Raw genomic sequence first — 2,070 nt, 5'->3', positions numbered from 1 at the left:
CTCTGCCCGGAGTTCCGGCCGCTGCTCGACGGGGCGGAGCTCGCCGACTCGGTCTGCACGGACGCCCACAAGTGGCTCGGCACCGCGTTCGACGCGTCGTTCCTCTGGGTCCGGGCGGGCGACGCCCTGCCCGCGGCGCTGTCCATCACCCCGGAGTACCTGCGCAACAGCGCGACCGACTCGGGCGAGGTCGTCGACTACCGGGACTGGCAGGTCCCGCTGGGCCGCCGCTTCCGGGCGCTCAAGCTGTGGGCGGTGCTGCAGGGCATGGGTCTGGACGGGCTGCGCGGGATGATCCGCACCCACGTGGCGCTCGCCGAGAACCTCGCGGCACGGGTCCGCGACCACCCCGGGCTGGCCCTCGCCGCGACCCCCTCGTTGGCCCTGGTCTGCCTGCACGTCCTCGACGCCGCGGGCGAGCCCGACGACGCCGCGACCCGCGCCCTGCTGGAGCGGGTCAACGCGGGCGGCCGGGCCTTCCTCACCCACACCACGGTCGAGGGGCACTACGCGATCCGCGTGGCCGTCGGCTCCCTCACCACCACGCTGGCGGACGTCGACGAGCTCTGGGCCCTCCTCGTCCCGAGCTGACGATGTCCGACTCGCGCGTCGAGATGTAGGGACTCGCGGAAACGTCCCGCGAGTCCCGACATTCCGACGCGCGAGTCGGACATCCGCTCAGGAGATCTCGGACTGGTCCGCCACGACCACGCCGAAGAGGTCGGCGATGGCGGCGAGGCTGGCGGCCTGCAGGGCCGCGGCGGATACCTCGGGGCCGCCGCCGGTGCCGGGCAGCGCGCGGGTCGCCGTCGCGCCGCCGACGACGGTCGGGGCGTAGCCCAGGCTGAACGCCCCCCGCGCCGTGGAGTTCACGCACATGTGGGTCATGAACCCCGCGAGCACCAACGGGCGGTCGGGGTGCTGCCGCAGGATCGTGTCCAGCTCGGTCTGGGTGAAGGAGTTCGGGTAGTTCTTCACCACCGTCGACTCGCCCTCCCGCGGCGCCACCCGCGCCACGATCGCGCCGCTCTCGCCCCGCACGTCGTACGGCGAGCCGGGGCCCGCGTCGTGCTGCACGTGCACGATCGGGATCCCGGCGCTGCGGGCGCGGTCCAGCAGCTCCTCGGCCTGGTCGAGGGCGGCCTGCACGCCCTCGAGCTCCATCAGCCCCTGGGTGTAGGTCTGCTGGCAGTCGATCAGGACCAGGGTCGAGGCGGACAGCGCGGAGGGCTCCGCGGGCAGTCCGCTCACGGCACGCAGGGTGGTCAGGTCGGACATTCGGGTGCTCCTCGCGTCGTCGGCCCGAGCACCTCCGACCGTAGACCCGACGGGTGGGGCGCGGGACCGTCCGTCAGGTCAGGGCGGCCTCCGCCACGGGCCGGGTGCCGAGCCCGGCCAGCGCGTCCGCGATCTCCCCGGCCCGCACCGCGACCGTCGACAGCAATGTCGAGGTGATGCCGTGGGTGTGCTCCGTGGCGCCCTGCACGTAGAACCCGACCTCGACCGGCGTGCCCGCCGGGGTCGGGCCGGTGACCAGACGGTAGTCCCGCGCGACGGAGGCTCGGCCCGCCTCGTCCCGGACGCAGGCCGCGGCGAGGGCCGGGTCGAGCAGCCAGAGCGGGTCGGTCGAGCGGTACCCCGTCGCGTAGACGACCAGGTCGGCGGTGACGACCTCGCGGTTCCCGTCGATCAGCGACTCCACCGCCAGCTCGACGCGGTCGCCGGAGTCCACGACGTCCGCCACCCGGGAGACGTTGTGGAAGTGCAGCCGCTCCCGGCCCGCGACCCGCTCGTGGTAGTGCCGCCGGTACAGCTCGGTGATCAGCTCCGGGTCGACCACGGAGTAGTTGGTGTTGCCGTGGTAGCTCATGATCATCGCCTTGACGGCGTCGGGGGCGTCGAAGAAGTCGTCCACCGCGGCGGGGTCGAAGATCCGGTTGGCGAAGGCGCTGTCGTCCGCCGGGCTGTAGCCGTAGCGCGCGAACACCGCGTGCACCTCGGCCTCGGGGAAGGTCCGGTGCAGGTAGTCCACGGTCTCGGCCGCGCTCTGGCCCGCCCCGACGACGGCGA

The 2,070-nt window shown here is 73.5% G+C and carries 3 protein-coding genes; 1 reads left to right on the top strand and 2 read right to left on the bottom strand.

The features are described 5' to 3' along the window. A partial coding sequence (locus H5J29_RS30365) for a pyridoxal phosphate-dependent decarboxylase family protein (protein WP_246394489.1) occupies positions 1 to 591 on the top strand: 591 nt, incomplete at its 5' end. 87 nt (positions 592 to 678) lie between these two features. Here H5J29_RS30365 and H5J29_RS30360 read toward each other — a convergent pair. Both H5J29_RS30360 and H5J29_RS30355 read right to left on the bottom strand, forming a co-directional pair. Beyond that, positions 679 to 1,278 (bottom strand): cysteine hydrolase family protein, encoded by a 600-nt coding sequence (locus H5J29_RS30360; RefSeq protein WP_181784385.1) that lies wholly within the window; start codon positions 1,276 to 1,278, stop codon positions 679 to 681. A gap of 73 nt (positions 1,279 to 1,351) precedes the next feature. Further along, positions 1,352 to 2,070 (bottom strand): SidA/IucD/PvdA family monooxygenase (locus H5J29_RS30355; RefSeq protein ID WP_181784384.1); only part of this gene is annotated, 719 nt, incomplete at its 5' end.

Source organism: Pseudonocardia pini, from assembly GCF_013870575.1.
Classification (GTDB): Bacteria; Actinomycetota; Actinomycetes; order Mycobacteriales; family Pseudonocardiaceae; genus Pseudonocardia; species Pseudonocardia pini.
The sequence above is the reverse complement of the archived record's forward strand: the minus strand, read 5'-3'. Positions and strand labels throughout refer to the sequence as shown.